Raw genomic sequence first — 26,497 nt, 5'->3', positions numbered from 1 at the left:
GTTATCGTACTCGGATCAAACTCTGATCAGCAAATAATCAAATTAGAGTTTTTATTTTAAACTTGTATCAACAATGTTACATTAATGTATCTTACGTCTAATGTGCTACGGGCATATTTAAGTCACTAAATTAAAGGAATAAACCATGACAGGTCAAACAATAAGAAGAGTAGCAATTATCGGCGGTAACCGTATCCCGTTTGCACGTTCAAATACAGCGTATTCAAAACTAAGTAACCAAGATATGCTGACGGAAACTATCCGTGGCTTGGTGGTTAAATATAACCTACGTGGTGAACAACTGGGGGAAGTTGTTGCTGGTGCGGTAATTAAGCATTCTCGTGATTTTAACTTAACACGTGAAGCCGTGCTAAGTGCAGGTCTTGCACCTGAAACGCCTTGTTATGACATTCAACAAGCTTGTGGTACTGGTCTAGCTGCAGCTATCCAAGTAGCAAACAAAATTGCGCTTGGTCAAATAGAAGCGGGTATTGCTGGTGGTTCTGATACGACATCAGATGCACCGATTGCAGTCAGTGAAGGCATGCGTAGTGTATTACTTGAGCTTAATCGAGCTAAAACGGGTAAGCAACGTTTGAAAGCACTATCTCGTCTACGTCTAAAACACTTTGCGCCACTAACGCCTGCAAATAAAGAGCCGCGTACCAAAATGGCGATGGGCGATCATTGTCAAGTAACAGCGAAAGAGTGGAATATCTCACGTGAAGCACAAGATGCATTGGCCTGCGCAAGTCATCAAAAATTAGCTGCAGCATATGAAGAAGGTTTCTTTGATACGTTAGTTTCACCTATGGCCGGCTTAACGAAAGATAACGTATTACGCGCAGATACAACAGTTGAGAAACTGGCTAAATTGAAACCTTGTTTTGATAAAGTAAACGGCACTATGACGGCGGGTAACAGTACTAACCTTACCGATGGAGCATCAGCTGTATTACTTGCAAGTGAAGAATGGGCAGCGGCACATAACTTACCAGTACAAGCTTATCTAACATTTGGTGAAACGGCCGCTATCGACTTCGTTGATAAGAAAGAAGGTCTGTTAATGGCGCCTGCATACGCAGTGCCAAAAATGTTGAAGCGTGCTGGCCTTACATTACAAGACTTCGATTACTATGAAATACATGAAGCATTTGCTGCGCAGTTATTAGCAACGCTAGCAGCTTGGGAAGACGAAAAATTCTGTAAAGAAAAACTGGGTCTAGATGCTGCGCTTGGTTCAATTGATATGACCAAGTTAAACGTGAAAGGGAGTAGCTTAGCCACGGGTCACCCATTTGCCGCAACTGGTGGTCGTGTTGTCGCTACGCTAGCGCAATTACTTGATCAGAAAGGTTCAGGTCGTGGTTTGATCTCGATTTGTGCTGCTGGTGGTCAAGGTATCACGGCAATTTTAGAGAAATAAACGCACTGTTTATTATCTATTGATTAAGCTGTCCTGAGATACTGGATATTTTTAAATAAAACGCCAATACTGCAGAGTATTGGCGTTTTTTTGTAATACCAATTCCTATATAACGGTGCATTTTAAACACTTAATTTCCGGCATTGGTATCATAAAAAAGCAGCACCGAAGTGCTGCTTGATTGTAGATTAACCTATTAAAATAGAGAGGCTAGAATTAGTCTTCGTATGCTTCATTATGTACGCCAGCTGCACGACCCGATGGATCAGCATTGTTTTGGAAACTTTCATCCCAAGCTAATGCTTCTACAGTTGAACAAGCAACGGATTTACCAAACGGTACGCATTTCGCTGCTGAATCACCTGGGAAGTGATCTTCAAAGATGGCACGATAGTAGTAACCTTCTTTCGTATCTGGTGTGTTAATTGGGAACTTAAATGCTGCACTTGCTAACATTTGATCAGTTACCGCTTCTTCAACGTGTACTTTAAGTTGGTCAATCCAAGAATAACCAACACCATCAGAGAATTGTTCTTTTTGACGCCATACAATTTCTTCAGGTAGTAAATCTTCAAATGCTTCTCGAATGATGTTTTTCTCAATGCGGTCGCCCGTGATCATTTTTAGTTCAGGGTTTAGACGCATTGACGCATCAACAAATTCTTTATCTAAGAAAGGAACACGTGCTTCGATGCCCCAAGCTGCCATAGATTTGTTTGCACGTAAGCAATCAAACATATGTAATTTATTTACTTTACGTACCGTCTCTTCATGGAATTCTTTCGCATTTGGCGCTTTGTGGAAGTACAAGTAACCACCGAACAGTTCATCAGCACCTTCACCAGAAAGCACCATCTTAATCCCCATGGCTTTAATTTTACGTGCCATTAGGTACATAGGGGTTGATGCACGAATTGTTGTTACATCGTAGGTTTCAATGTGGTAAATCACGTCGCGTAAAGCGTCGATACCTTCTTGCACAGTAAATTCAATTGAATGATGGATAGTACCTAAGTGATCTGCCACTTTTTGTGCAGCGGCTAAATCTGGAGAACCATTTAGGCCTACAGAGAAAGAGTGTAGTTGTGGCCACCATGCTTCGGTTTTACCACCGTCTTCAATACGACGTTTTGCATACTGTTGGGTGATTGCTGAAATAACAGATGAATCTAACCCGCCTGATAATAATACGCCGTAAGGTACATCACACATTAATTGACGTTTAACTGCATCTTCCAAACCTTGCTTAACAACGCTTTTATCACCACCATTTTGTGCAACGTTATCAAAATCTTTCCAATCACGTTGATAATAAGGCGTGACTACACCATCCTTACTCCACAGGTAATGACCTGCTGGGAATTCTTCAATTTGAGTACAAATTGGCACTAGTGCTTTCATTTCAGAGGCAACATAAAAGTTACCGTGTTCATCATAGCCCGTATAAAGAGGGATGATACCGATATGGTCACGGCCAATCAGGTAAGCGTCCTCTGTTTCGTCATATAAAGCGAAAGCAAAAATACCATTTAGATCATCTAAAAATTGTGTGCCTTTTTCTTTATATAGCGCAAGTATCACTTCGCAATCTGATTCTGTTTGGAATTCAAAGTCTACGTTCAGCGTTTTCTTTAAATCTTTGTGGTTATAAATTTCACCATTAACAGCAAGTACGTGTGTCTTTTCTTCATTATATAGCGGCTGTGCACCATTATTTACATCGACAATAGCAAGACGTTCATGAACTAAAATAGCATTGTCACTTGTATAGATACCTGACCAATCTGGGCCGCGGTGACGTAGTAACTTTGATAGTTCTAGTGCTTGTTCGCGAAGAGGTTTAATGTCTGATTTGATGTCTAGAATTCCGAATATTGAGCACATAACTAATTCCTTCTGGGGCTGCGTCTGCAGCTAACTTTCTAAATAGTGTGTCTAATTTGCCACATTGTAGATTTAATGCAAACATTAATGATAAAACATTTATAAAAAATGTAATTCAATGTGGAATCGATAATTTAATGGCTTAAAAGTGAAGATCCATTAATTGTGATGGCGAGGTGATAGACCAATGTAGACCTTAATGAATAAAGCAGGCACGATTGAATCCATTCAACGCAAAGTGGTACTAACTATTGTTTTAAACGTTATAAATAGTGTTTTAAAGGTTATAAGTAAATAATTTAAAAACAATAATAATCCACATGCATTAAATTTATCATGATAAACCGCTATATCTCAATGGCAATTTGGGATAAGTGTAAAATATATGTAAAATGAATGAGTTGACTTGCTTTTTTTACACTAAGTGATGAAATTAAAGCTAGATGTCGTTGTTAGCATTGATTAATAACGTACTAAAATACGACATCTAGTATAGAAATTTAAAAAACAGTTGGTTTTGATAGCATAACTGCATAAACTAATCAGCTTATTGTCTGTAATATTTTTGTAATTTAAATAGGTTTAATAAAATTATATGTCTGATAAATATAAACCGTACGACCTTTCCTTTAAAAAGACGTTTTTGCTGCCTAAGTTTTGGCCTGTGTGGTTCGGGGTGTTTGCAATATACTTATTAGCTTTTATGCCAGTAAAGCCGCGTGATAAATTTGCTCGATTCATAGCGAAGAAATTGTTTAGTCTAAAAATGATGGCAAAGCGTAAAAAGGTAGCAAAGATCAATTTATCTATGTGCTTCCCTGAAATGGATGATACGGAACAAGACCGTATAATCATGGTCAATCTAGTTACTTTTTGTCAAACTATCTTAAGTTATGCAGAGCCAAGTGCGCGTAGTCGTGCTTATAACCGTGACCGTATGATAGTGCATGGTGGCGAGAATTTATTTCCGCTACTTGAACAAGGTAAGGCTTGTATCTTATTAGTGCCGCATAGCTTCGCTATTGATTTTGCAGGTTTACACATTGCTTCTTATGGCGCGCCATTTTGTACTATGTTTAACAATTCTGAGAATGAGTTGTTCGATTGGCTGATGACACGTCAACGCGCTATGTTTGGAGGCACTGTTTATCACCGCAAGGCAGGGCTAGGGGCTCTAGTTAAATCACTTAAGAGCGGTGAAAGCTGTTATTACTTACCTGATGAAGACCATGGACCTAAGCGTAGTGTATTTGCGCCTTTATTTGCGACTCAAAAAGCAACTTTACCTGTAATGGGCAAGCTAGCAGAAAAAACAAATGCACTCGTTGTTCCTGTTTATGCGGCATATAATGAATCACTAGGTAAATTTGAAACCTTTATTCGACCAGCAATGCAAAACTTTCCATCAGAAAGCCCAGAACAAGATGCAGTGATGATGAATAAAGAGATTGAAGCCTTGATTGAATGTGGTGTTGATCAATATATGTGGACACTTAGATTATTGAGAACACGTCCGGACGGTAAAAAAATCTACTAATAAAGTTTAATAAACACCATAATCTTCGTTGAATATGGTGTTTACCCCCCTGAATACCCTCTAAATTAATAACAAAAAAAGCCATTTACGTAACATCTAATGATGATTTAGCCTGCACTTGCTTTGTTTTTAGTCTTAAGAGCCTAATAAACTTGATCTAGGTATAGATTCTGTCTTTCTTTACGTAACGCGATCTATTTTTTTTAACCGATAGTTGTTATAATTAGTTTCATATGAAAGAGATATCGTTTCAGTAAAAGCTATTTCGTTTCAATAGATAATTTATTTATAGTCATATTTTCTGTAATGACAATCATTTTCTCATCTAGACTATAGATAAGAATACGAATTAAGTAAGAACATTAATTTTACAAGAATATAAAATATCCCATCGGAGCTATAAGAATGAAAAAGACTAAAATTGTTTGTACAATTGGTCCAAAAACTGAATCAGTAGAGAAACTAACAGAGCTTGTTAATGCAGGCATGAACGTTATGCGTTTAAATTTCTCTCATGGTAACTTTGCTGAACATTCAGTGCGTATTCAAAATATCCGTCAAGTAAGTGAAAACCTGAATAAGAAAATTGCTGTTTTACTGGATACTAAAGGTCCAGAAATCCGTACGATTAAACTAGAAAACGGTGACGATGTAATGTTGACCGCTGGTCAGTCATTCACGTTTACAACAGACATTAACGTGGTAGGTAATAAAGACTGTGTTGCTGTAACATATGCTGGTTTTGCTAAAGACCTTAATCCTGGTGCAATCATCCTTGTTGATGATGGTTTAATTGAAATGGAAGTTGTTGCAACAACTGACACTGAAGTTAAATGTACAGTATTAAATACTGGTGCACTTGGTGAAAATAAAGGCGTTAACTTACCTAACATCAGTGTAGGTCTACCTGCATTGTCAGAAAAAGATAAAGCTGATTTAGCGTTTGGTTGTGAGCAAGAAGTTGATTTTGTTGCTGCATCATTTATTCGTAAGGCTGATGATGTAAGAGAAATTCGTGAAATCCTATTTAATAATGGTGGCGAAAACATTCAGATTATCTCGAAAATTGAAAACCAAGAAGGTGTAGACAATTTCGATGAAATCTTAGCTGAATCAGACGGTATCATGGTTGCTCGTGGCGATCTCGGTGTTGAGATCCCAGTTGAAGAAGTGATCATGGCACAGAAGATGATGATCAAAAAATGTAATAAAGCAGGTAAAGTTGTAATTACTGCAACACAAATGCTTGATTCAATGATCAGTAACCCACGTCCAACACGTGCAGAAGCGGGCGATGTTGCCAATGCTGTGCTTGACGGTACCGACGCGGTAATGCTTTCTGGTGAAACTGCGAAAGGTAAATACCCAGTTGAAGCTGTGTCTATCATGGCAAACATCTGTGAACGTACTGATAACTCAATGTCTTCGGATTTAGGTGCGAACATTGTTGCTAAAAGCATGCGCATTACAGAAGCTGTGTGTAAAGGTGCGGTAGAAACAACAGAAAAATTGTGTGCTCCACTTATTGTTGTTGCAACTCGTGGCGGTAAATCAGCAAAATCTGTTCGTAAATACTTCCCGAAAGCAAATATTCTTGCTATCACAACAAATGAAAAAGCAGCGCAACAGTTATGCCTAACTAAAGGCGTAAGCAGCTGCATCGTTGAGCAGATTGATAGCACTGATGAGTTCTACCGTAAAGGTAAAGAGCTTGCATTAGCAACTGGTTTAGCTAAAGAAGGCGATATCGTTGTTATGGTATCAGGTGCGTTAGTACCATCAGGTACAACGAATACGGCATCTGTTCACCAACTTTAAGTTGCCATATTGATATTATAAAAAAGAGAGCGTATGCTCTCTTTTTTTATATCTGTAGTTTATATGTCTGTACAAAAAAATGATAAAGAGTACATAAACTATTAATATAGCGTAATATATAATGATTAACGGTGATGAAAGGGTTAAATAAATGGATAGTGCTAAACATAAAATTGGCTTAGTCCTTTCTGGCGGTGGTGCGAAAGGTATTGCTCATCTTGGTGTATTAAAATACCTGTTAGAGCAAGATATAAGACCGAATGTAATTGCGGGTACAAGTGCTGGCTCTATGGTTGGTGCACTTTATTGCTCAGGACTTGAGATTGATGACATTTTACAATTCTTCATCGATGTAAAACCTTTTTCTTGGAAGTTTACCCGTGCCCGTGCTGGCTTTATAGACCCGGCAAAATTATATCCTGAAGTGCTAAAATATATCCCCGAGGATAGCTTTGAGTACCTTCAACCTGAATTGCGCATTGTTGCCACCAACATGTTACTCGGTAAAGAGCATATATTTAAAGATGGCTCCGTGATTAATGCCTTATTAGCATCAGCCAGCTACCCTTTAGTTTTTTCTCCGATGATCATTGACGATCAAGTGTATTCAGATGGCGGTATTGTTAATCATTTCCCCGTGAGTGTCATTGAAGATGATTGCGATAAAATAATCGGCGTATACGTGTCGCCCATTCGTCAGGTCGAAGCTGACGAACTCTCGAGTATAAAAGACGTGGTATTACGTGCGTTCACGCTGCAGGGTAGTGGTGCTGAATTAGATAAACTATCGCAATGTGATGTGCAAATTTATCCAGAAGCGCTATTGAATTACAATACGTTTGCAACCGATGAAAAATCATTACGGGAGATCTACCAGATTGGTTATGATGCTGCAAAAGATCAACATGACAACCTTATGGCATTGAAAGAAAGTATCACCACCAGCGAGGTTAAAAAGAACGTCTTTAGCAAATGGTTTGGTGATAAACTTGCTAGCAACAGCGGCAAATAGCGGCCCACACGGATTTATACACTAGGATAATGGGCGTTAATAGCCTCACTGTCGTTGTGTGGTCTCTAATTTTAGCTAAATCTTGTGTTATACTGACTTCCTATTAATCATAAACGATTTATCACGGTAAACATGACTCAAATAAATAACCCGCTTCACGGCATGACACTCGAAAAAGTAATTAACAGTCTCGTTGAACAATATGGCTGGGATGGTCTTGGATACTACATCAACATTCGTTGCTTTACTGAAAATCCAAGTGTTAAGTCTAGTCTTAAATTTTTACGTAAAACCCCTTGGGCACGTGATAAAGTAGAAGCGCTATATATCAAAATGGTGACTGAAGGCTAACTGTCTCCACGCTAGCGAACCGCTGTTTATAGTTAATATAAGTACTATAAGCAGGGCTCGTTAATTCAGTATGTAATTAATCCTGAATACCTTCCGCTTATTTCAACATTGTACTCTCTAGATAACACTCTCAACATTACACCTTCAACATCACAGCCTCCACATAACATCCGATGACATAGCCCTGTTATTTTTCACATTTATCTATATGCTATATATTTTAGCCATTTGATCAATTGAGTTAATTTCTGCAATGACAAAGATATACCATCATCCAGTACAAATTTATTATGAAGATACCGACCATTCTGGTGTTGTTTACCACCCTAACTTTTTAAAATACTTTGAACGTGCACGTGAGCATGTGATAAATAGTGACTTACTAGCAACATTGTGGAATGAACGCGGTTTAGGTTTTGCGGTGTATAAAGCCAATATGACTTTTCAGGATGGGGTCGAATTTGCTGAAGTGTGTGATATTCGCACTTCTTTTGTCCTAGACGGTAAGTACAAAACGATCTGGCGCCAAGAAGTATGGCGTCCGAATGCGACTAGGGCTGCCGTTATCGGTGATATTGAAATGGTGTGCTTAGACAAACAAAAACGTTTACAGCCCATCCCTGATGATGTGTTAGCTGCAATGGTTAGTGAATAAATGGTTCATGCATAAATAGTTAATACATGATTCTGGCCCGTCACGTTTACAGATAAGAGGCATCCGATGCCTCCTTCCTATTACCAATACTACTGCTTATCCCTTTCTAACTATCTTTAGCGTCCATAACACACTGAGCATTTATTCTATTAATCAGTGATTGTGATTTAATTATCTTCTATATATGTAATTTAATGTAATTTTCAATTTATTTTTAGCTACATTAAGGCTTACGAATGTACGCTAAAATGAGATGTCAGACTAATTTTAGCTTATTAATCTGTTAGCCGTTTATATTTTATAAAGATGGGATTTAACTTAAATGCAATTAATTATGGCGTAAATAGAGTGAAAACATGGCTAATATTCACTAAGTCCTGAATTTTATATAAAGTTTAATCTGTTATTTTAGCGTTTACCTGGTCTTATCAGTGAGGTTTATAGCCATTATTAGTGGGATTGAAGTGATTTTTAAAGCTATGTATATTATTGCAAATATAAATTGTAACAATTAAGACTTTGGACACTTGAGTTCAATTTCGAATTGATTGGCATAAAATTTAAAACAGCTAAATCTACCTCAATCATTTTAGCAAATGTATGCAGGTAGATTTTTTTCGCCATTTAAGAGTACACTTGTACGCTAGGTTTTTGTTTAGTGTGCAAATGAACGTTTTGATGAGCATTGTTTTTAGAGCACAAAATAGATCCTTACAGGAGCAATAACGCAATGGCTAAAAAGAACACCACATCGATTAAGCACGCCAAGGATGTGTTAAGTAGTGATGATCAACAGTTAAATTCTCGCTTGCAAGAATGTCCGATTGCCATCATTGGTATGGCATCGGTTTTTGCAGATGCTAAAAACTTGGATCAATTCTGGGATAACATCGTTGACTCTGTGGACGCTATTATTGATGTGCCTAGCGATCGCTGGAACATTGACGACCATTACTCGGCTGATAAAAAAGCAGCTGACAAGACATACTGCAAACGCGGTGGTTTCATTCCAGAGCTTGATTTTGATCCGATGGAGTTTGGTTTACCGCCAAATATCCTCGAGTTAACTGACATCGCTCAATTGTTGTCATTAATTGTTGCTCGTGATGTATTAAGTGATGCTGGCATTGGTAGTGATTATGACCATGATAAAATTGGTATCACGCTGGGTGTCGGTGGTGGTCAGAAACAAATTTCGCCATTAACGTCGCGCCTACAAGGCCCGGTATTAGAAAAAGTATTAAAAGCCTCAGGCATTGATGAAGATGATCGCGCTATGATCATCGACAAATTTAAAAAAGCCTACATCGGCTGGGAAGAGAACTCATTCCCAGGCATGCTAGGTAACGTTATTGCTGGTCGTATCGCCAATCGTTTTGATTTTGGTGGTACTAACTGTGTGGTTGATGCGGCATGCGCTGGCTCCCTTGCAGCTGTTAAAATGGCGATCTCAGACTTACTTGAATATCGTTCAGAAGTCATGATATCGGGTGGTGTATGTTGTGATAACTCGCCATTCATGTATATGTCATTCTCGAAAACACCAGCATTTACCACCAATGATGATATCCGTCCGTTTGATGACGATTCAAAAGGCATGCTGGTTGGTGAAGGTATTGGCATGATGGCGTTTAAACGTCTTGAAGATGCTGAACGTGACGGCGACAAAATTTATTCTGTACTGAAAGGTATCGGTACATCTTCAGATGGTCGTTTCAAATCTATTTACGCTCCACGCCCAGATGGCCAAGCAAAAGCGCTAAAACGTGCTTATGAAGATGCCGGTTTTGCCCCTGAAACATGTGGTCTAATTGAAGGCCATGGTACGGGTACCAAAGCGGGTGATGCCGCAGAATTTGCTGGCTTGACCAAACACTTTGGCGCCGCCAGTGATGAAAAGCAATATATCGCCTTAGGCTCAGTTAAATCGCAAATTGGTCATACTAAATCTGCGGCTGGCTCTGCGGGTATGATTAAGGCGGCATTAGCGCTGCATCATAAAATCTTACCTGCAACGATCCATATCGATAAACCAAGTGAAGCCTTGGATATCAAAAACAGCCCGTTATACCTAAACAGCGAAACGCGTCCTTGGATGCCACGTGAAGATGGTATTCCACGTCGTGCAGGTATCAGCTCATTTGGTTTTGGCGGCACCAACTTCCATATTATTTTAGAAGAGTATCGCCCAGGTCACGATAGCGCATATCGCTTAAACTCAGTGAGCCAAACTGTGTTGATCTCGGCAAACGACCAACAAGGTATTGTTGCTGAGTTAAATAACTGGCGTACTAAACTGGCTGTCGATGCTGATCATCAAGGGTTTGTATTTAATGAGTTAGTGACAACGTGGCCATTAAAAACCCCATCCGTTAACCAAGCTCGTTTAGGTTTTGTTGCGCGTAATGCAAATGAAGCGATCGCGATGATTGATACGGCATTGAAACAATTCAATGCGAACGCAGATAAAATGACATGGTCAGTACCTACCGGGGTTTACTATCGTCAAGCCGGTATTGATGCAACAGGTAAAGTGGTTGCGCTATTCTCAGGGCAAGGTTCGCAATACGTGAACATGGGTCGTGAATTAACCTGTAACTTCCCAAGCATGATGCACAGTGCTGCGGCGATGGATAAAGAGTTCAGTGCCGCTGGTTTAGGCCAGTTATCTGCAGTTACTTTCCCTATCCCTGTTTATACGGATGCCGAGCGTAAGCTACAAGAAGAGCAATTACGTTTAACGCAACATGCGCAACCAGCGATTGGTAGTTTGAGTGTTGGTCTGTTCAAAACGTTTAAGCAAGCAGGTTTTAAAGCTGATTTTGCTGCCGGTCATAGTTTCGGTGAGTTAACCGCATTATGGGCTGCCGATGTATTGAGCGAAAGCGATTACATGATGTTAGCGCGTAGTCGTGGTCAAGCAATGGCTGCGCCAGAGCAACAAGATTTTGATGCAGGTAAGATGGCCGCTGTTGTTGGTGATCCAAAGCAAGTCGCTGTGATCATTGATACCCTTGATGATGTCTCTATTGCTAACTTCAACTCGAATAACCAAGTTGTTATTGCTGGTACTACGGAGCAGGTTGCTGTAGCGGTTACAACCTTAGGTAATGCTGGTTTCAAAGTTGTGCCACTGCCGGTATCTGCTGCGTTCCATACACCTTTAGTTCGTCACGCGCAAAAACCATTTGCTAAAGCGGTTGATAGCGCTAAATTTAAAGCGCCAAGCATTCCAGTGTTTGCTAATGGCACAGGCTTGGTGCATTCAAGCAAACCGAATGACATTAAGAAAAACCTGAAAAACCACATGCTGGAATCTGTTCATTTCAATCAAGAAATTGACAACATCTATGCTGATGGTGGCCGCGTATTTATCGAATTTGGTCCAAAGAATGTATTAACTAAATTGGTTGAAAACATTCTCACTGAAAAATCTGATGTGACTGCTATCGCGGTTAATGCTAATCCTAAACAACCTGCGGACGTACAAATGCGCCAAGCTGCGCTGCAAATGGCAGTGCTTGGTGTCGCATTAGACAATATTGACCCGTACGACGCCGTTAAGCGTCCACTTGTTGCGCCGAAAGCATCACCAATGTTGATGAAGTTATCTGCAGCGTCTTATGTTAGTCCGAAAACGAAGAAAGCGTTTGCTGATGCATTGACTGATGGCTGGACTGTTAAGCAAGCGAAAGCTGTACCTGCTGTTGTGTCACAACCACAAGTGATTGAAAAGATCGTTGAAGTTGAAAAGATAGTTGAACGCATTGTCGAAGTAGAGCGTATTGTCGAAGTAGAAAAAATCGTCTACGTTAATGCTGACGGTTCGCTTATATCGCAAAATAATCAAGACGTTAACAGCGCTGTTGTTAGCAACGTGACTAATAGCTCAGTGACTCATAGCAGTGATGCTGACCTTGTTGCCTCTATTGAACGCAGTGTTGGTCAATTTGTTGCACACCAACAGCAATTATTAAATGTACATGAACAGTTTATGCAAGGTCCACAAGACTACGCGAAAACAGTGCAGAACGTACTTGCTGCGCAGACGAGCAATGAATTACCGGAAAGTTTAGACCGTACATTGTCTATGTATAACGAGTTCCAATCAGAAACGCTACGTGTACATGAAACGTACCTGAACAATCAGACGAGCAACATGAACACCATGCTTACTGGTGCTGAAGCTGATGTGCTAGCAACCCCAATAACTCAGGTAGTGAATACAGCCGTTGCCACTAGTCACAAGGTAGTTGCTCCAGTTATTGCTAATACAGTGACGAATGTTGTATCTAGTGTCAGTAATAACGCGGCGGTTGCAGTGCAAACTGTGGCATTAGCGCCTACGCAAGAAATCGCTCCAACAGTCGCTACTACGCCAGCACCCGCATTGGTTGCTATCGTGGCTGAACCTGTGATTGTTGCGCATGTTGCTACAGAAGTTGCACCAATTACACCATCAGTTACACCAGTTGTCGCAACTCAAGCGGCTATCGATGTAGCAACTATTAACAAAGTAATGTTAGAAGTTGTTGCTGATAAAACCGGTTATCCAACGGATATGCTGGAACTGAGCATGGACATGGAAGCTGACTTAGGTATCGACTCAATCAAACGTGTTGAGATATTAGGCGCAGTACAGGAATTGATCCCTGACTTACCTGAACTTAATCCTGAAGATCTTGCTGAGCTACGCACGCTTGGTGAGATTGTCGATTACATGAATTCAAAAGCCCAGGCTGTAGCTCCTACAACAGTACCTGTAACAAGTGCACCTGTTTCGCCTGCATCTGCTGGTATTGATTTAGCCCACATCCAAAACGTAATGTTAGAAGTGGTTGCAGACAAAACCGGTTACCCAACAGACATGCTAGAACTGAGCATGGATATGGAAGCTGACTTAGGTATTGATTCAATCAAGCGTGTGGAAATCTTAGGTGCAGTACAGGAGATCATAACTGATTTACCTGAGCTAAACCCTGAAGATCTTGCTGAATTACGCACCCTAGGTGAAATCGTTAGTTACATGCAAAGCAAAGCGCCAGTCGCTGAAAGTGCGCCAGTGGCGACGGCTCCTGTAGCAACAAGCTCAGCACCGTCTATCGATTTGAACCACATTCAAACAGTGATGATGGATGTAGTTGCAGATAAGACTGGTTATCCAACTGACATGCTAGAACTTGGCATGGACATGGAAGCTGATTTAGGTATCGATTCAATCAAACGTGTGGAAATATTAGGCGCAGTGCAGGAGATCATCACTGATTTACCTGAGCTAAACCCAGAAGACCTCGCTGAATTACGCACGCTAGGTGAAATCGTTAGTTACATGCAAAGCAAAGCGCCAGTCGCTGAGAGTGCGCCAGTAGCGACGGCTTCTGTAGCAACAAGCTCTGCACCGTCTATCGATTTAAACCATATCCAAACAGTGATGATGGAAGTGGTTGCAGACAAAACCGGTTATCCAGTAGACATGTTAGAACTTGCTATGGACATGGAAGCTGACCTAGGTATCGATTCAATCAAGCGTGTAGAAATTTTAGGTGCGGTACAGGAAATCATTACTGACTTACCTGAGCTTAACCCTGAAGATCTTGCTGAACTACGTACATTAGGTGAAATCGTTAGTTACATGCAAAGCAAAGCGCCCGTAGCTGAAGCGCCTGCAGTACCTGTTGCAGTAGAAAGTGCACCTACTAGTGTAACAAGCTCAGCACCGTCTATCGATTTAGACCACATCCAAAATGTAATGATGGATGTTGTTGCTGATAAGACTGGTTATCCTGCCAATATGCTTGAATTAGCAATGGACATGGAAGCCGACCTTGGTATTGATTCAATCAAGCGTGTTGAAATTCTAGGCGCGGTACAGGAGATCATTACTGATTTACCTGAACTAAACCCAGAAGACTTAGCTGAACTACGTACGTTAGAAGAAATTGTAACCTACATGCAAAGCAAGGCGAGTGGTGTTACTGTAAATGTAGTGGCTAGCCCTGAAAATAATGCTGTATCAGATGCATTTATGCAAAGCAATGTGGCGACTATCACAGCGGCCGCAGAACATAAGGCGGAATTTAAACCGGCGCCGAGCGCAACCGTTGCTATCTCTCGTCTAAGCTCTATCAGTAAAATAAGCCAAGATTGTAAAGGTGCTAACGCCTTAATCGTAGCTGATGGCACTGATAATGCTGTGTTACTTGCAGACCACCTATTGCAAACTGGCTGGAATGTAACTGCATTGCAACCAACTTGGGTAGCTGTAACAACGACGAAAGCATTTAATAAGTCAGTGAACCTGGTGACTTTAAATGGCGTTGATGAAACTGAAATCAACAACATTATTACTGCTAACGCACAATTGGATGCAGTTATCTATCTGCACGCAAGTAGCGAAATTAATGCTATCGAATACCCACAAGCATCTAAGCAAGGCCTGATGTTAGCCTTCTTATTAGCGAAATTGAGTAAAGTAACTCAAGCCGCTAAAGTGCGTGGCGCCTTTATGATTGTTACTCAGCAGGGTGGTTCATTAGGTTTTGATGATATCGATTCTGCTACAAGTCATGATGTGAAAACAGACCTAGTACAAAGCGGCTTAAACGGTTTAGTTAAGACACTGTCTCACGAGTGGGATAACGTATTCTGTCGTGCGGTTGATATTGCTTCGTCATTAACGGCTGAACAAGTTGCAAGCCTTGTTAGTGATGAACTACTTGATGCTAACACTGTATTAACAGAAGTGGGTTATCAACAAGCTGGTAAAGGCCTTGAACGTATCACGTTAACTGGTGTGGCTACTGACAGCTATGCATTAACAGCTGGCAATAACATCGATGCTAACTCGGTATTTTTAGTGAGTGGTGGCGCAAAAGGTGTAACTGCACATTGTGTTGCTCGTATAGCTAAAGAATATCAGTCTAAGTTCATCTTATTGGGACGTTCAACGTTCTCAAGTGACGAACCGAGCTGGGCAAGTGGTATTACTGATGAAGCGGCGTTAAAGAAAGCAGCGATGCAGTCTTTGATTACAGCAGGTGATAAACCAACACCCGTTAAGATCGTACAGCTAATCAAACCAATCCAAGCTAATCGTGAAATTGCGCAAACCTTGTCTGCAATTACCGCTGCTGGTGGCCAAGCTGAATATGTTTCTGCAGATGTAACTAATGCAGCAAGCGTACAAATGGCAGTCGCTCCAGCTATCGCTAAGTTCGGTGCAATCACTGGCATCATTCATGGCGCGGGTGTGTTAGCTGACCAATTCATTGAGCAAAAAACACTGAGTGATTTTGAGTCTGTTTACAGCACTAAAATTGACGGTTTGTTATCGCTACTATCAGTCACTGAAGCAAGCAACATCAAGCAATTGGTATTGTTCTCGTCAGCGGCTGGTTTCTACGGTAACCCCGGCCAGTCTGATTACTCGATTGCCAATGAGATCTTAAATAAAACCGCATACCGCTTTAAATCATTGCACCCACAAGCTCAAGTATTGAGCTTTAACTGGGGTCCTTGGGACGGTGGCATGGTAACGCCTGAGCTTAAACGTATGTTTGACCAACGTGGTGTTTACATTATTCCACTTGATGCAGGTGCACAGTTATTGCTGAATGAACTAGCCGCTAATGATAACCGTTGTCCACAAATCCTCGTGGGTAATGACTTATCTAAAGATGCTAGCTCTGATCAAAAGTCTGATGAAAAGAGTACTGCTGTAAAAAAGCCACAAGTTAGTCGTTTATCAGATGCTTTAGTAACTAAAAGTATCAAAGCGACTAACAGTAGCTCTTTATCAAACAAGACTAGTGCTTTATCAGACAGTAGTGCTTTTCAGGTTAACGAAAACCACTTTTTAGCTGACCACATGATCAAAGGCAATCAGGTATTACCAACGGTATGCGCGATTGCTTGGATGAGTGATGCAGCAAAAGCGACTTATAGTAACCGAGACTGTGCATTGAAGTATGTCGGTTTCGAAGACTATAAATTGTTTAAAGGTGTGGTTTTTGATGGCAATGAGGCGGCGGATTACCAAATCCAATTGTCGCCTGTGACAAGGGCGTCAGAACAGGATTCTGAAGTCCGTATTGCCGCAAAGATCTTTAGCCTGAAAAGTGACGGTAAACCTGTGTTTCATTATGCAGCGACAATATTGTTAGCAACTCAGCCACTTAATGCTGTGAAGGTAGAACTTCCGACATTGACAGAAAGTGTTGATAGCAACAATAAAGTAACTGATGAAGCACAAGCGTTATACAGCAATGGCACCTTGTTCCACGGTGAAAGTCTGCAGGGCATTAAGCAGATATTAAGTTGTGACGACAAGGGCCTGCTATTGGCTTGTCAGATAACCGATGTTGCAACAGCTAAGCAGGGATCCTTCCCGTTAGCTGACAACAATATCTTTGCCAATGATTTGGTTTATCAGGCTATGTTGGTCTGGGTGCGCAAACAATTTGGTTTAGGTAGCTTACCTTCGGTGACAACGGCTTGGACTGTGTATCGTGAAGTGGTTGTAGATGAAGTATTTTATCTGCAACTTAATGTTGTTGAGCATGATCTATTGGGTTCACGCGGCAGTAAAGCCCGTTGTGATATTCAATTGATTGCTGCTGATATGCAATTACTTGCCGAAGTGAAATCAGCGCAAGTCAGTGTCAGTGACATTTTGAACGATATGTCATGATCGAGTAAATAATAACGATAGGCGTCATGGTGAGCATGGCGTCTGCTTTCTTCATTTTTTAACATTAACAATATTAATAGCTAAACGCGGTTGCTTTAAACCAAGTAAACAAGTGCTTTTAGCTATTACTATTCCAAACAGGATATTAAAGAGAATATGACGGAATTAGCTGTTATTGGTATGGATGCTAAATTTAGCGGACAAGACAATATTGACCGTGTGGAACGCGCTTTCTATGAAGGTGCTTATGTAGGTAATGTTAGCCGCGTTAGTACCGAATCTAATGTTATTAGCAATGGCGAAGAACAAGTTATTACTGCCATGACAGTTCTTAACTCTGTCAGTCTACTAGCGCAAACGAATCAGTTAAATATAGCTGATATCGCGGTGTTGCTGATTGCTGATGTAAAAAGTGCTGATGATCAGCTTGTAGTCCAAATTGCATCAGCAATTGAAAAACAGTGTGCGAGTTGTGTTGTTATTGCTGATTTAGGCCAAGCATTAAATCAAGTAGCTGATTTAGTTAATAACCAAGACTGTCCTGTGGCTGTAATTGGCATGAATAACTCGGTTAATTTATCTCGTCATGATCTTGAATCTGTAACTGCAACAATCAGCTTTGATGAAACCTTCAATGGTTATAACAATGTAGCTGGGTTCGCGAGTTTACTTATCGCTTCAACTGCGTTTGCCAATGCTAAGCAATGTTATATATACGCCAACATTAAGGGCTTCGCTCAATCGGGCGTAAATGCTCAATTTAACGTTGGAAACATTAGCGATACTGCAAAGACCGCATTGCAGCAAGCTAGCATAACTGCAGAGCAGGTTGGTTTGTTAGAAGTGTCAGCAGTCGCTGATTCGGCAATCGCATTGTCTGAAAGCCAAGGTTTAATGTCTGCTTATCATCATACGCAAACTTTGCATACTGCATTAAGCAGTGCCCGTAGTGTGACTGGTGAAGGCGGGTGTTTTTCACAGGTCGCAGGTTTATTGAAATGTGTAATTGGTTTACATCAACGTTATATTCCGGCGATTAAAGATTGGCAACAACCGAGTGACAATCAAATGTCACGGTGGCGGAATTCACCATTCTATATGCCTGTAGATGCTCGACCTTGGTTCCCACATGCTGATGGCTCTGCACACATTGCCGCTTATAGTTGTGTGACTGCTGACAGCTATTGTCATATTCTTTTACAAGAAAACGTCTTACAAGAACTTGTTTTGAAAGAAACAGTCTTGCAAGATAATGACTTAACTGAAAGCAAGCTTCAGACTCTTGAACAAAACAATCCAGTAGCTGATCTGCGCACTAATGGTTACTTTGCATCGAGCGAGTTAGCATTAATCATAGTACAAGGTAATGACGAAGCACAATTACGCTGTGAATTAGAAACTATTACAGGGCAGTTAAGTACTACTGGCATAAGTACTATCAGTATTAAACAGATCGCAGCAGACTGTTATGCCCGTAATGATACTAACAAAGCCTATAGCGCAGTGCTTATTGCCGAGACTGCTGAAGAGTTAAGCAAAGAAATAACCTTGGCGTTTGCTGGTATCGCTAGCGTGTTTAATGAAGATGCTAAAGAATGGAAAACCCCGAAGGGCAGTTATTTTACCGCGCAGCCTGCAAATAAACAGGCTGCTAACAGCACACAGAATGGTGTCACCTTCATGTACCCAGGTATTGGTGCTACATATGTTGGTTTAGGGCGTGATCTATTTCATCTATTCCCACAGATTTATCAGCCTGTAGCGGCTTTAGCCGATGACATTGGCGAAAGTCTAAAAGATACTTTACTTAATCCACGCAGTATTAGTCGTCATAGCTTTAAAGAACTCAAGCAGTTGGATCTGGACCTGCGCGGTAACTTAGCCAATATCGCTGAAGCCGGTGTGGGTTTTGCTTGTGTGTTTACCAAGGTATTTGAAGAAGTCTTTGCCGTTAAAGCTGACTTTGCTACAGGTTATAGCATGGGTGAAGTAAGCATGTATGCAGCACTAGGCTGCTGGCAGCAACCGGGATTGATGAGTGCTCGCCTTGCACAATCGAATACCTTTAATCATCAACTTTGCGGCGAGTTAAGAACACTACGTCAGCATTGGGGCATGGATGATGTAGCTAACGGTACGTTCGAGCAGATCTGGGAAACCTATACCATTAAGGCAACGATTGAACAGGTCGAAATTGCCTCTGCAGATGAAGATCGTGTGTATTGCACCATTATCAATACACCTGATAGCTTGTTGTTAGCCGGTTATCCAGAAGCCTGTCAGCGAGTCATTAAGAATTTAGGTGTGCGTGCAATGGCATTGAATATGGCGAACGCAATTCACAGCGCGCCAGCTTATGCCGAATACGATCATATGGTTGAGCTATACCATATGGATGTTACTCCACGTATTAATACCAAGATGTATTCAAGCTCATGTTATTTACCGATTCCACAACGCAGCAAAGCGATTTCCCACAGTATTGCTAAATGTTTGTGTGATGTGGTGGATTTCCCACGTTTGGTTAATACCTTACATGACAAAGGTGCGCGGGTATTCATTGAAATGGGTCCAGGTCGTTCGTTATGTAGCTGGGTAGATAAGATCTTAGTTAATGGCGATGGCGATAATAAAAAGCAAAGCCAACATGTATCTGTTCCTGTGAATGCCAAAGGCACCAGTGATGAACTTACTTATATTCGTGCGATTGCTAAGTTAATTAGTCATGGCGTGAATTTGAATTTAGATAGCTTGTTTAACGGGTCAATCCTGGTTAAAGCAGGCCATATAGCAAACACGAACAAATAGTCAACATCGATATCTAGCGCTGGTGAGTTATACCTCATTAGTTGAAATATGGATTTAAAGAGAGTAATTATGGAAAATATTGCAGTAGTAGGTATTGCTAATTTGTTCCCGGGCTCACAAGCACCGGATCAATTTTGGCAGCAATTGCTTGAACAACAAGATTGCCGCAGTAAGGCGACCGCTGTTCAAATGGGCGTTGATCCTGCTAAATATACCGCCAACAAAGGTGACACAGATAAATTTTACTGTGTGCACGGCGGTTACATCAGTGATTTCAATTTTGATGCTTCAGGTTATCAACTCGATAATGATTATTTAGCCGGTTTAGATGACCTTAATCAATGGGGGCTTTATGTTACGAAACAAGCCCTTACCGATGCGGGTTATTGGGGCAGTACTGCACTAGAAAACTGTGGTGTGATTTTAGGTAATTTGTCATTCCCAACTAAATCATCTAATCAGCTGTTTATGCCTTTGTATCATCAAGTTGTTGATAATGCCTTAAAGGCGGTATTACATCCTGATTTTCAATTAACGCATTACACAGCACCGAAAAAAACACATGCTGACAATGCATTAGTAGCAGGTTATCCAGCTGCATTGATCGCGCAAGCGGCGGGTCTTGGTGGTTCACATTTTGCACTGGATGCGGCTTGTGCTTCATCTTGTTATAGCGTTAAGTTAGCGTGTGATTACCTGCATACGGGTAAAGCCAACATGATGCTTGCTGGTGCGGTATCTGCAGCAGATCCTATGTTCGTAAATATGGGTTTCTCGATATTCCAAGCTTACCCAGCTAACAATGTACATGCCCCGTTTGACCAAAATTCACAAGGTCTATTTGCCGGTGAAGGCGCGGGCATGATGGTATTGAAACGTCAAAGTGATGCAGTACGTGATGGTGATCATATTTACGCCATTATTAAAGGCGGCGCATTATCGAATGACGGTAAAGGCGAGTTTGTATTAAGCCCGAACACCAAGGGCCAAGTATTAGTATATGAACGTGCTTATGCCGATGCAGATGTTGACCCGAGTACAGTTGACTATATTGAATGTCATGCAACGGGCACACCTAAGGGTGACAATGTTGAATTGCGTTCGATGGAAACCTTTTTCAGTCGCGTAAATAACAAACCATTACTGGGCTCGGTTAAATCTAACCTTGGTCATTTGTTAACTGCCGCTGGTATGCCTGGCATGACCAAAGCTATGTTAGCGCTAGGTAAAGGTCTTATTCCTGCAACGATTAACTTAAAGCAACCACTGCAATCTAAAAACGGTTACTTTACTGGCGAGCAAATGCCAACGACGACTGTGTCTTGGCCAACAACTCCGGGTGCCAAGGCAGATAAACCGCGTACCGCAGGTGTGAGCGTATTTGGTTTTGGTGGCAGCAACGCCCATTTGGTATTACAACAGCCAACGCAAACACTCGAGACTAATTTTAGTGTTGCTAAACCACGTGAGCCTTTGGCTATTATTGGTATGGACAGCCATTTTGGTAGTGCCAGTAATTTAGCGCAGTTCAAAACCTTATTAAATAATAATCAAAATACCTTCCGTGAATTACCAGAACAACGCTGGAAAGGCATGGAAAGTAACGCTAACGTCATGCAGTCGTTACAATTACGCAAAGCGCCTAAAGGCAGTTACGTTGAACAGCTAGATATTGATTTCTTGCGTTTTAAAGTACCGCCTAATGAAAAAGATTGCTTGATCCCGCAACAGTTAATGATGATGCAAGTGGCAGACAATGCTGCGAAAGACGGAGGTCTAGTTGAAGGTCGTAATGTTGCGGTATTAGTAGCGATGGGCATGGAACTGGAATTACATCAGTATCGTGGTCGCGTTAATCTAACCACCCAAATTGAAGACAGCTTATTACAGCAAGGTATTAACCTGACTGTTGAGCAACGTGAAGAACTGACCAATATTGCTAAAGACGGTGTTGCCTCGGCTGCACAGCTAAATCAGTATACGAGTTTCATTGGTAATATTATGGCGTCACGTATTTCGGCGTTATGGGATTTTTCTGGTCCTGCTATTACCGTATCGGCTGAAGAAAACTCTGTTTATCGTTGTGTTGAATTAGCTGAAAATCTATTTCAAACCAGTGATGTTGAAGCCGTTATTATTGCTGCTGTTGATTTGTCTGGTTCAATTGAAAACATTACTTTACGTCAGCACTACGGTCCAGTTAATGAAAAGGGATCTGTAAGTGAATGTGGTCCGGTTAATGAAAGCAGTTCAGTAACCAACAATATTCTTGATCAGCAACAATGGCTGGTGGGTGAAGGCGCAGCGGCTATTGTCGTTAAACCGTCATCGCAAGTCACTGCTGAGCAAGTTTATGCGCGTATTGATGCGGTGAGTTTTGCCCCTGGTAGCAATGCGAAAGCAATTACGATTGCAGCGGATAAAGCATTAACACTTGCTGGTATCAGTGCTGCTGATGTAGCTAGTGTTGAAGCACATGCAAGTGGTTTTAGTGCCGAAAATAATGCTGAAAAAACCGCGTTACCGACTTTATACCCAAGCGCAAGTATCAGTTCGGTGAAAGCCAATATTGGTCATACGTTTAATGCCTCGGGTATGGCGAGTATTATTAAAACGGCGCTGCTGTTAGATCAGAATACGAGTCAAGATCAGAAAAGCAAACATATTGCTATTAACGGTCTAGGTCGTGATAACAGCTGCGCGCATCTTATCTTATCGAGTTCAGCGCAAGCGCATCAAGTTGCACCAGCGCCTGTATCTGGTATGGCCAAGCAACGCCCACAGTTAGTTAAAACCATCAAACTCGGTGGTCAGTTAATTAGCAACGCGATTGTTAACAGTGCGAGTTCATCTTTACACGCTATTAAAGCGCAGTTTGCCGGTAAGCACTTAAACAAAGTTAACCAGCCAGTGATGATGGATAACCTGAAGCCCCAAGGTATTAGCGCTCATGCAACCAATGAGTATGTGGTGACTGGAGCTGCTAACACTCAAGCTTCTAACATTCAAGCATCTCATGTTCAAGCGTCAAGTCATGCACAAGAGATAGCACCAAACCAAGTTCAAAATATGCAAGCTACAGCAGCCGCTGTAAGTTCACCCCTTTCTCAACATCAACACACAGCGCAGCCCGTAGCGGCACCGAGCGTTGTTGGAGTGACTGTGAAACATAAAGCAAGTAACCAAATTCATCAGCAAGCGTCTACGCATAAAGCATTTTTAGAAAGTCGTTTAGCTGCACAGAAAAACCTATCGCAACTTGTTGAATTGCAAACCAAGCTGTCAATCCAAACTGGTAGTGACAATACATCTAACAATACTGCGTCAACAAGCAATACAGTGCTAACAAATCCTGTATCAGCAACGCCATTAACACTTGTGTCTAATGCGCCTGTAGTAGCGACAAACCTAACCAGTACAGAAGCAAAAGCGCAAGCAGCTGCTACACAAGCTGGTTTTCAGATAAAAGGACCTGTTGGTTACAACTATCCACCGCTGCAGTTAATTGAACGTTATAATAAACCAGAAAACGTGATTTACGATCAAGCTGATTTGGTTGAATTCGCTGAAGGTGATATTGGTAAGGTATTTGGTGCTGAATACAATATTATTGATGGCTATTCGCGTCGTGTACGTCTGCCAACCTCAGATTACTTGTTAGTAACACGTGTTACTGAACTTGATGCCAAGGTGCATGAATACAAGAAATCATACATGTGTACTGAATATGATGTGCCTGTTGATGCACCGTTCTTAATTGATGGTCAGATCCCTTGGTCTGTTGCCGTCGAATCAGGCCAGTGTGATTTGATGTTGATTTCATATATCGGTATTGATTTCCAAGCGAAAGGCGAACGTGTTTACCGTTTACTTGATTGTGAATTAACTTTCCTTGAAGAGATGGCTTTTGGTGGCGATACTTTACGTTACGAGATCCACATTGATTCGTATGCACGTAACGGCGAGCAATTATTATTCTTCTTCCATTACGATTGTTACGTAGGGGATAAGAAGGTACTTATCATGCGTAATGGTTGTGCTGGTTTCTTTACTGACGAAGAACTTTCTGATGGTAAAGGCGTTATTCATAACGACAAAGACAAAGCTGAGTTTAGCAATGCTGTTAAATCATCATTCACGCCGTTATTACAACATAACCGTGGTCAATACGATTATAACGACATGATGAAGTTGGTTAATGGTGATGTTGCCAGTTGTTTTGGTCCGCAATATGATCAAGGTGGCCGTAATCCATCATTGAAATTCTCGTCTGAGAAGTTCTTGATGATTGAACGTATTACCAAGATAGACCCAACCGGTGGTCATTGGGGACTAGGCCTGTTAGAAGGTCAGAAAGATTTAGACCCTGAGCATTGGTATTTCCCTTGTCACTTTAAAGGTGATCAAGTAATGGCTGGTTCGTTGATGTCGGAAGGTTGTGGCCAAATGGCGATGTTCTTCATGCTGTCTCTTGGTATGCATACCAATGTGAACAACGCTCGTTTCCAACCACTACCAGGTGAATCACAAACGGTACGTTGTCGTGGGCAAGTACTGCCACAGCGCAATACCTTAACTTACCGTATGGAAGTTACTGCGATGGGTATGCATCCACAGCCATTCATGAAAGCTAATATTGATATTTTGCTTGACGGTAAAGTGGTTGTTGATTTCAAAAACTTGAGCGTGATGATCAGCGAACAAGATGAGCATTCAGATTACCCTGTAACACTGCCGAGTAATGTGGCGCTTAAAGCGATTACTGCACCTGTTGCGTCAGTAGCACCAGCATCTTCACCCGCTAACAGCGCGGATCTAGACGAACGTGGTGTTGAACCGTTTAAGTTTCCTGAACGTCCGTTAATGCGTGTTGAGTCAGACTTGTCTGCACCGAAAAGCAAAGGTGTGACACCGATTAAGCATTTTGAAGCGCCTGCTGTTGCTGGTCATCATAGAGTGCCTAACCAAGCACCGTTTACACCTTGGCATATGTTTGAGTTTGCGACGGGTAATATTTCTAACTGTTTCGGTCCTGATTTTGATGTTTATGAAGGTCGTATTCCACCTCGTACACCTTGTGGCGATTTACAAGTTGTTACTCAGGTTGTAGAAGTGCAGGGCGAACGTCTTGATCTTAAAAATCCATCAAGCTGTGTAGCTGAATACTATGTACCGGAAGACGCTTGGTACTTTACTAAAAACAGCCATGAAAACTGGATGCCTTATTCATTAATCATGGAAATTGCATTGCAACCAAATGGCTTTATTTCTGGTTACATGGGCACGACGCTTAAATACCCTGAAAAAGATCTGTTCTTCCGTAACCTTGATGGTAGCGGCACGTTATTAAAGCAGATTGATTTACGCGGCAAGACCATTGTGAATAAATCAGTCTTGGTTAGTACGGCTATTGCTGGTGGCGCGATTATTCAAAGTTTCACGTTTGATATGTCTGTAGATGGCGAGCTATTTTATACTGGTAAAGCTGTATTTGGTTACTTTAGTGGTGAATCACTGACTAACCAACTGGGCATTGATAACGGTAAAACGACTAATGCGTGGTTTGTTGATAACAATACCCCCGCAGCGAATATTGATGTGTTTGATTTAACTAATCAGTCATTGGCTCTGTATAAAGCGCCTGTGGATAAACCGCATTATAAATTGGCTGGTGGTCAGATGAACTTTATCGATACAGTGTCAGTGGTTGAAGGCGGTGGTAAAGCGGGCGTGGCTTATGTTTATGGCGAACGTACGATTGATGCTGATGATTGGTTCTTCCGTTATCACTTCCACCAAGATCCGGTGATGCCAGGTTCATTAGGTGTTGAAGCTATTATTGAGTTGATGCAGACCTATGCGCTTAAAAATGATTTGGGTGGCAAGTTTGCTAACCCACGTTTCATTGCGCCGATGACGCAAGTTGATTGGAAATACCGTGGGCAAATTACGCCGCTGAATAAACAGATGTCACTGGACGTGCATATCACTGAGATCGTGAATGACGCTGGTGAAGTGCGAATCGTTGGTGATGCGAATCTGTCTAAAGATGGTCTGCGTATTTATGAAGTTAAAAACATCGTTTTAAGTATTGTTGAAGCGTAAAGGGTCAAGTGTAACGTGCTTAAGCGCCGCATTGGTTAAAGACGCTTTGCACGCCGTGAATCCGTCCATGGAGGCTTGGGGTTGGCATCCATGCCAACAACAGCAAGCTTACTTTAATCAATACGGCTTGGTGTCCATTTAGACGCCTCGAACTTAGTAGTTAATAGACAAAATAATTTAGCTGTGGAATGAATATAGTAAGTAATCATTCG

The 26,497-nt window shown here is 41.3% G+C and carries 9 protein-coding genes and 2 pseudogenes; 10 read left to right on the top strand and 1 reads right to left on the bottom strand.

What is annotated here, in order from left to right; all coding sequences use genetic code 11:
* Positions 1 to 145 precede the first annotated feature (145 nt).
* Positions 146 to 1,426, top strand: coding sequence for an acetyl-CoA C-acetyltransferase (locus FR932_RS07405; protein WP_019440091.1), 1,281 nt, complete (start codon positions 146 to 148; stop codon positions 1,424 to 1,426).
* Positions 1,427 to 1,642: 216 nt separating this feature from the next.
* On the opposite strand, the gene asnB is transcribed toward FR932_RS07405, so the two are convergent.
* The gene (gene asnB, locus FR932_RS07400; RefSeq protein WP_019440092.1) at positions 1,643 to 3,310 is read right to left on the bottom strand and encodes an asparagine synthase B; all 1,668 of its coding nucleotides are present in this window, start codon (positions 3,308 to 3,310) and stop codon (positions 1,643 to 1,645) included.
* 595 nt (positions 3,311 to 3,905) lie between these two features.
* Here asnB and lpxM point away from each other — a divergent pair.
* The 9 genes and pseudogenes from lpxM to FR932_RS21895 form a co-directional block, all read left to right on the top strand.
* Positions 3,906 to 4,847, top strand: coding sequence for a lauroyl-Kdo(2)-lipid IV(A) myristoyltransferase (gene lpxM, locus FR932_RS07395; RefSeq protein ID WP_019440093.1), 942 nt, complete (start codon positions 3,906 to 3,908; stop codon positions 4,845 to 4,847).
* A gap of 405 nt (positions 4,848 to 5,252) precedes the next feature.
* Positions 5,253 to 6,665: a pyruvate kinase PykF gene (gene pykF / locus FR932_RS07390; protein ID WP_019440094.1), complete on the top strand. Its 1,413-nt coding sequence runs from the start codon at positions 5,253 to 5,255 to the stop codon at positions 6,663 to 6,665.
* A gap of 151 nt (positions 6,666 to 6,816) precedes the next feature.
* Complete coding sequence (locus FR932_RS07385) at positions 6,817 to 7,677, top strand: patatin-like phospholipase family protein (protein ID WP_019440095.1); 861 nt, start codon at positions 6,817 to 6,819, stop codon at positions 7,675 to 7,677.
* Between the two features lie 132 nt (positions 7,678 to 7,809).
* Positions 7,810 to 8,028 (top strand): VF530 family protein, encoded by a 219-nt coding sequence (locus FR932_RS07380; RefSeq protein WP_019440096.1) that lies wholly within the window; start codon positions 7,810 to 7,812, stop codon positions 8,026 to 8,028.
* Positions 8,029 to 8,281: 253 nt separating this feature from the next.
* Positions 8,282 to 8,683, top strand: a complete 402-nt coding sequence (locus tag FR932_RS07375; RefSeq protein WP_019440097.1) for a thioesterase family protein — start codon at positions 8,282 to 8,284, stop codon at positions 8,681 to 8,683.
* Positions 8,684 to 9,413: 730 nt separating this feature from the next.
* Positions 9,414 to 17,372 carry a type I polyketide synthase gene (locus FR932_RS07370; RefSeq protein WP_019440098.1) on the top strand — a complete coding sequence of 2,653 codons (7,959 nt, stop codon included), beginning with the start codon at positions 9,414 to 9,416 and terminating at the stop codon, positions 17,370 to 17,372.
* Positions 17,373 to 17,528: 156 nt separating this feature from the next.
* A complete protein-coding gene (locus tag FR932_RS07365) occupies positions 17,529 to 20,180 on the top strand; it encodes a PfaB family protein (protein WP_019440099.1) in 2,652 nt (883 codons plus the stop codon).
* A 48-nt stretch (positions 20,181 to 20,228) separates the two neighbouring features.
* A pseudogene (locus tag FR932_RS21900) lies at positions 20,229 to 22,760 on the top strand (beta-ketoacyl synthase N-terminal-like domain-containing protein); the annotation flags it as partial.
* Positions 22,761 to 23,720: 960 nt separating this feature from the next.
* Positions 23,721 to 26,285: pseudogene (locus tag FR932_RS21895) on the top strand (beta-hydroxydecanoyl-ACP dehydratase); the annotation flags it as partial.
* Positions 26,286 to 26,497: the final 212 nt, after the last annotated feature.

The organism is Moritella marina ATCC 15381 (assembly GCF_008931805.1).
Lineage (GTDB): Bacteria > Pseudomonadota > Gammaproteobacteria > Enterobacterales > Moritellaceae > Moritella > Moritella marina.
The sequence above is the reverse complement of the archived record's forward strand: the minus strand, read 5'-3'. Positions and strand labels throughout refer to the sequence as shown.

Excerpts from the sequence above, each read along its gene's own strand:
- FR932_RS07385 (WP_019440095.1), top strand. The coding sequence starts at position 6,817 with ATGGATAGTGCTAAACATAAAATTGGCTTAGTCCTTTCTGGCGGTGGT.
- pykF (WP_019440094.1), top strand. The coding sequence starts at position 5,253 with ATGAAAAAGACTAAAATTGTTTGTACAATTGGTCCAAAAACTGAATCA.
- asnB (WP_019440092.1), bottom strand. The coding sequence starts at position 3,310 with ATGTGCTCAATATTCGGAATTCTAGACATCAAATCAGACATTAAACCT.
- FR932_RS07375 (WP_019440097.1), top strand. The coding sequence starts at position 8,282 with ATGACAAAGATATACCATCATCCAGTACAAATTTATTATGAAGATACC.
- FR932_RS07405 (WP_019440091.1), top strand. The coding sequence starts at position 146 with ATGACAGGTCAAACAATAAGAAGAGTAGCAATTATCGGCGGTAACCGT.
- lpxM (WP_019440093.1), top strand. The coding sequence starts at position 3,906 with ATGTCTGATAAATATAAACCGTACGACCTTTCCTTTAAAAAGACGTTT.
- FR932_RS07365 (WP_019440099.1), top strand. The coding sequence starts at position 17,529 with ATGACGGAATTAGCTGTTATTGGTATGGATGCTAAATTTAGCGGACAA.
- FR932_RS07380 (WP_019440096.1), top strand. The coding sequence starts at position 7,810 with ATGACTCAAATAAATAACCCGCTTCACGGCATGACACTCGAAAAAGTA.
- FR932_RS07370 (WP_019440098.1), top strand. The coding sequence starts at position 9,414 with ATGGCTAAAAAGAACACCACATCGATTAAGCACGCCAAGGATGTGTTA.